4 protein-coding genes and 1 pseudogene are annotated in these 5,816 nt (G+C 51.2%); all 5 read right to left on the reverse strand.

The features are described 5' to 3' along the window. Positions 1-105: 105 nt before the first annotated feature. Positions 106-2,340: a hypothetical protein gene (locus ACFOFO_RS20690; RefSeq protein ID WP_390332687.1), complete on the reverse strand. Its 2,235-nt coding sequence runs from the start codon at positions 2,338-2,340 to the stop codon at positions 106-108. A gap of 3 nt (positions 2,341-2,343) precedes the next feature. After that, positions 2,344-3,546, reverse strand: coding sequence for a hypothetical protein (locus tag ACFOFO_RS20695; RefSeq protein WP_390328471.1), 1,203 nt, complete (start codon positions 3,544-3,546; stop codon positions 2,344-2,346). A gap of 287 nt (positions 3,547-3,833) precedes the next feature. Beyond that, positions 3,834-4,153, reverse strand: a pseudogene (locus ACFOFO_RS20700) (DUF4158 domain-containing protein); the annotation flags it as partial. Positions 4,154-4,229: 76 nt separating this feature from the next. Further along, on the reverse strand, positions 4,230-5,042 hold the full coding sequence (locus ACFOFO_RS20705; RefSeq protein WP_390328472.1) for a tetratricopeptide repeat protein: 813 nt from the start codon (positions 5,040-5,042) through the stop codon (positions 4,230-4,232). Between the two features lie 6 nt (positions 5,043-5,048). After that, on the reverse strand, positions 5,049-5,816 hold a 768-nt coding region (gene ku / locus ACFOFO_RS20710; protein WP_390332688.1), incomplete at its 5' end, for a non-homologous end joining protein Ku.

Below are 5,816 nucleotides of genomic sequence, written 5' to 3' on the forward strand. Positions count from 1 at the left end.
GGGATTTAGACGCTCACCGATTTAACTAGGTGTTTCAAATTCATTGACACGTTCCGGCCTGGGTCAAAATACCATCAGCGACAACAGGACAACCCCACTACCTTGTTAAATCCGGTCGCCAAGTACGGTCAGATACCCCGGTAAGGGAATTGTCTTCAAGAGATTCTTTAGTGCTGCAGTGTCAGCTACTGTTAAAGAAAGGCGATTCGTAGCCAACGAAATCACAAACTCCGGCAAACATTCCCCGCCTCCCTGCCCCCAACCAAGAACCAACGCTTGAATAATTGAGAGCATTTGAGAACTTGAACGTTCGTCCGAAAAGTATTGGAGCTCAGCAGAGTTTGCAGCTCTTAAGAACGCTGCTTGCAGTACTGCATCGTTGTAGGTTTCGAAATTTGCAGGGTCAAGCAGCGCGTGACCATACACTGATTGATACCATCGAATTGGCTCTTTCCCAATTAGTACTGGCGCAGTTAATCCTCGGTTATTGGCGCGCACTGTAACGAGAAGATTCGAAACAGTTGCAAAAATGTCTGCTTGCGAAATCGAGGCAGGATTGGCGCCGGTATCTAAGTAGACGAAATCGCTCTTAAGCTCGAGCTCTCCTTGCAGACCTGGCCAAAAAAGCGCCGTTTTGCGTTCCCCTACAGTTGTGAGAACATCTAATCTCGACTCAAGCTCCGTGGCGACATGCGTTTCATCCCTAAGCTGCTGCAACAGTTGCAGCTCTAATTCCCACGGAGATATCTCATCTCCTCGCAAGGGAAGCATTAGGCTGCACGCGGCATTGTAGGTGAACGTATCCTTTCCCTCTTCACCAAATGTCAGGAATGTTTTAAGGTCGGACAGATGCTCTGCTGAATCGGCAATGGTCAGAGCAGAGAGGTAGCATACGCACCCCTGAGGCGCGACTGTGCGGAGTTGAGCGTTGATATCACGGGCCCTTGAGAAATCATCCAAGTGGCCAAACAGTACCAAGACCCCCCCATTCCGAGCCGTCGGCGTTTTGCCGAGGTCGCCGTACTCCAATACCTTGGCTTCACTCACATAATCCGTGACGCCTGCTTCTGCTATAAGCCCATAAAAGGTATCAGCGCGAACGCCCACAAGGACAACATAGTTCAGTGGAGTCGGGATATAACGCCTTAGTGCACGAACGATTTTCGCTCGTATTTCCGGTACTTTGACCAGCATGTCATCGGCATTCAACGTAAATTCGCTACTTCGCGACCGTTGGCCAAAGAGCTTTACATGCAAAATCTCTTTGCGTGCTAGTAATTCAAGTGCCGCTCGCGCATCAGGCGTCTGTGTCACTTTTTTGACCGTCAATCTCTTTATCGCACGCTTCTCCAGTAGAAATTGGTCTCCTTCAAGCTCAGCCAAAAAAAAACCTTCCTTACACAGAGGACAGTTGTCTGCACTATGGCTTTCGATTTGAGGATAACCAAACGATTGCCCGACATTAAACGTAAGGTCGCAAATGACCGTGCCTGCTGTCTTGCGGGAGGTGGGCGACTCCAAAAAGAACAGTGTCGTGATATGTTTTTCATCGAACCCCATTCCTTTGAGCCGCTCAACCAAGCCCCCAGAGGTCGACGCCGAAACCAGAATAAGGTCTTTCCCGGAAGGGTCTGGAAGGCGGCTTACACCACCATATGAACTAAACGAATGGACAGGTGCCTCCATCTCCCATATCTTGTGCTTGGTCGCTATCCTTTGGATTGCAAAAGCTATAGCGATTAGTGGTGCCGTGTCAACGAAGATTCGTTTTGGCTGGGAGTTGTCGACATTTCCCAGCGCGAAATAGGCAATTGCGGCGCATGCGGCTGACGAAAGAAGTACACCACTAACTCTTAAAAACTTGTCTGCGTGTTTTCCGGACGATTTACCAAAGTGGACACCAAGAGGGGCATCCAATCGCCCGGCGTGCCTGTCAAAGAGGTCGAACAGCCAACCATTGCGTAACTCAACCTCGACGCGCTGCGGCGCTTCCTCAATTGGGCGGCCACTATCATCGATAGTGAAAGGGAAAGCGTATGAGACCTGCCGCTTTTCATGTTCACAGAAACTAAGCAGAAAAAGTCGACCACCTAGAACATGAAAGTATTTCCTTACCCTCTCAAACAGCGCGCCGGAAGAAAAACAGTCTCGTACGTCGTTTTCGGAGACGAATGGAGCCAGAATGTAAATTCTTGCAGTACTTGGGCGTGACTCGAATTGGTCTCGGACATCTTCGCTTAGCATTGTTCCACTTAAGCGCTGCTCATCGTAGACGAGAAGGCACGCCTCTCCCTGGTAAGCGTTTTCTTTGAATCTTGTGGTCAGACGTAGCGCATGCATAATTCAGTGCAAAGGAATAAGTACACGAACAGAAGCCCCAACAAGGAGCTCATGAGGTGACGGTGCGGTGACATACTTTCGCGCAACATCAAGCAAAACGGGCTTAGGCATGCCCGGTCGCAAAGAAGAATCGCGGGATTCCAGCTGGAATTTCAGCTCACCTTCGACAAAGGTACGAAAGCCATATGCCCTTCCTGAACGCACTTCCAACATTCCGTGCACAGTCTTGAGGGCCCTCAGTACTTCGTACAACCCCATTCCTCTATGGGATGAACGTGTATCAGTCACAGACGCGTCATAATGCCGTTCCAAACACTTGTGCATAACTCGCCACTCATCTTCCAATGGAGTATCCAGTCTCAGGCCTTGCCTAGTGTAAGAAGAATAAAATCCGACGCCGGCATCGAAAACCGATATTTCCAACGCGTCCAATTCTTTCCTAATCTCCTTTTCGGTCGAGACCTGCGCCGGTGTTGAAGCTGGGTCAGGAATCCGTCGCGGCTCTTTCTGCGCTATCTTTACGCGCTTGAACACCAGACCACGAATTCCATTAACTTTGAACGGAACGTCATTAAGGCCCAGCCTACCGTGGATGTCTGTATTCTCAAACAACTCTGCCACAATCGTTGCAATGGACTGGCTAAACAGAACCGCTTGGGACGCGGAAACATTGAGAGCTGTCTGACTTGTCAACAAACGGTCAACCAACGATTCAAAATCGGCGCGCGCAATAAGTCCACTGGACTTGTCGGAATATAGGGATTTCGGTCTGCCTTGGCCGCGGCTGTCTGCACATACCAATATTTGGGTATCTGAAAAAAGGTCGGCCTGGAGACGGTACTTATAAATAAGTTGTCGGCTCGATTGGACGTCGACGGCGATAGCCGAGCCATCTTCTTGGAGAAGCTCATGGCTAACGTTATCGAGACATAGAAGAACGGCTAATAGCGGAAAGAGATTTGGTGAATCGAGCACACGTTCAGATACTCTTTTGTGCCATTGAACGCGCATCGGTACGGCGTGCCGTGCAAGGGAAATCAATCGCTGAATGGCAATCACTTCTGGAAATGATTTTCCTTCTGGGGGCTGTTCTAGGTAAGTTGGCGAAACCTCGACGGACAATGACGTCGCTCGCGCGTAGGTGTCAAAACTCTGCGCGTCTCCCAGCAAGTCATGCGGCAGTATGATGTGAGTCTGCATATCCATTTTCGAGTTACTCCAACTAACTGAGCATTTCACAACTTGCGATGCCCAGCCCCCCCCAAATTTCTAACCGATGCTAGCACAAGAAGACTCATGCCTAACGCCCGGATAAGGGGTCCTTTTAATTCCCATGCAATTTACGACGGTAGCCACCCCTAGCATTCATGCGGGTTCCAGCCGGGGCACTCCCACAATTCCCCTATAAATCAAGCACTTGCTGTCTAGGTTCCGGCAGCCATTTTCACCAGCCTGTCCCAGGCGCTGGTCGGCGGGCAGCTACTTCCGCCCTCGCGCTGATGGTCGATCAGCGTCGCGGCCGCGTGTCGTACAGGGCGCGCAGCGTACCGATATCAGGCGTATCGATGTCCAGTTGGTCGCCCAGGTGCGTCCAGAGCGCCTTGGGGACCTGCTTGTAGGCGTCGAGCGTTCGGCCTGCCATGCGCACGAAGCCGATGTGCATGGCGAGTGCCAAGCGGTACAAATTGTTGCGACGCGCATCGATCAAGGCACGTTCCTTGGAGGAGAAGGTGAAAAACGTGTTCAGCTCGAACTCGTTGAGTTCGGATGGAATGTGCCGCAAGCCGAGGTAGGGGACGTGCCAGTGATCCATTGCCGAAAGCATTGCCCCATAATGTTTCCCGCCGATTTTGATACGCCATGCGTATGTTGGAACAGAATGAGATGTGTCAGCGCGCAAGCCTTCGATACTCGTTAAAGTGCCTGATCGCCGCGGTACTGTGTCCCATGGTTTCATGGAGTCGAGCGGCATTGTAGTGGGCGTCGGCGAACTTCGAATCCAAATGAAGCGCTTTGTTGTAACAGCATAGCGCGTCAGGAAATCTTTTTAATTCTTCGTACACGACGGCGAGATTAAAGTGCAAGAAAGGTTCGTCTGGACATTGCAATACCCCTTCTTGGCATACCGCGAAAGCTTCCAGATACTGCTCCCGCTCAATCAGGATGCACCCGAGGTTTATAAAGGCCTCGGCATATCTTTGGCCGACCTCGATCGCTTTTCGATAAAGATGAATAGCCTTGAGGGGATCGCTGGCTTCAATGGACAACGCAGCGTTATACCATTCGCCTGCAGAGCGGTTGGATCCTTGAATCTGCTGGTGAGATACAGGCAACGAAGTGACGGTGTCATTATTCACCACTTCGGCGAATTCGATAACTAGCTGCCCGTTTGCGTTTCTCAGTCGTCCATCCTCTCGAACGACCAACTCTTTGCCCGCCGCCGAAATACGCATTCCCGCAACGGAAGAAGCAGGCAGGTCCCTGCGTAACTGTTTAAGAAATCGTGTGGTTTTCTTTGGCGAGAAGCCGGCTTCGGCCAAATCGTGCGCCATACGCAGAATGACTACGTCATGAAAAGAGAACCGGTATTCCCGACTCTTACCGCGGGTCGGGATAACGAAGCCTTCCTTCACTAACTCTGTAACGATACGGCGAGGTAGTCCGTATTTACTTTGAAGGTCAGCAATGGTGATGCTCTTCATGTCCCGCTACTTTTTAGCTCGCGTCTTTCTTACGGGCGCTGGCTCCGTGGCGGTGGTTACGCGTTTTGCGGTTTTACGCGTCTTGGGTTCGTCGGCCACCGTGGTACCTGTCTTTTTCGCCAGACTGGCTCTTAGCGCTTCCATCAAGTCGATGACCTTGCCTCCGCCCATTTCCGGTTCCTCGGAGACGGTTACTTCCTTGCCAGCAATTTTCTGGTCGATCGCTGCCTCTATACGCTTCTTTTCTTCGTCTTCGTACTGGGCCGGATCGAACGTATCCTGTGCGCTCTGCTCGATGAGCATGATCGCCAATTCGAGTTCTGAAGGCTTCACCTCGGTTTCAGGAATGCCAAGTTCCTTCATCGAGCGCACCTCATCCCCATAGAGCAGTTGTTGCAACACCAAGCCGCCATCCGAAGACGGCCGCACTTGCACTGTATAGGACTTGCCTCTCCAGGCCCAACGCGCCAGTGCGCAGCGGTTCGTTTTTTTCATTCCTTCCAGCAAAAGCTTATAGGGCCTGTCGCCCCGCTTATCAGGCGCCAGGTAATACGCTTTATCGTAATAAATCGGGTCAATTGATCCAGCAGGCACGAACGCGACGATATCGACCGTATGCGTGCCTTTCTCTTGGAGTGCCTTGAGTTCTTCTGCAGTAAAGACCACGTATTGCTCATGGGTAAATTCATAGCCCTTGTCCATGTCTTCGCGTTCGACCACTACTTGCTCTTTAATACAGATGTACTGTTGCTTGAGACGTGATCCGCATGCCTT

The organism is Pseudundibacterium arcticum, assembly GCF_042646465.1.
In the GTDB taxonomy this organism is placed as follows: Bacteria; Pseudomonadota; Gammaproteobacteria; order Burkholderiales; family Burkholderiaceae_D; genus Undibacterium_A; species Undibacterium_A arcticum.